The sequence below is a fragment of the Nostoc sp. CCY 9925 genome, from assembly GCF_963920935.1.
Taxonomy (GTDB): domain Bacteria; phylum Cyanobacteriota; class Cyanobacteriia; order Cyanobacteriales; family Nostocaceae; genus Nostoc.
Window position 1 is genome coordinate 1 of record NZ_CAWUDO010000310.1, and the last position, 423, is coordinate 423.

Here is a 423-nt window from a genome sequence, read left to right on the forward strand (position 1 = left end):
CCAGGGCGGCCGCATCTTATTTACTAATAAAAATTAAAACAAATCTGAAAATGTTATACATAATCTGGCAAAGTGCTTTTGTTATAAATAAAATAAATCAATAACTTACCAACAATATCAATTAGCTTATCGCCAGATAAATCATGACCTATTAATACTAAAAATACTTGTTACTTGGGGACATAAAATTATGCTTGTCCTCCAGACAAGTGAAACTTCTGCGTAAAAATTTCCATTCAAGTTTTGATATACTATTTTAAGCTAGGGCTAAAACTCTTGCTAAATAATTATCATCCATTGCGGCGAGAAACTGTTTGTTTTTGATTCCACGTTTGACCCGCTTCTCCTTAGTTAAAAGATTGACGGCTATTTGTCGTAATAGTGCGAAATTCTGTGGAGCATTATCTTTTCTAATTCGACAAT

Annotated in this window: 1 pseudogene; it reads right to left on the reverse strand. The window is 32.4% G+C overall.

The features are described from left to right. Positions 1 to 256: 256 nt before the first annotated feature. Positions 257 to 423, reverse strand: a pseudogene (locus ACM0OY_RS40590) (ISAs1 family transposase); the annotation flags it as partial.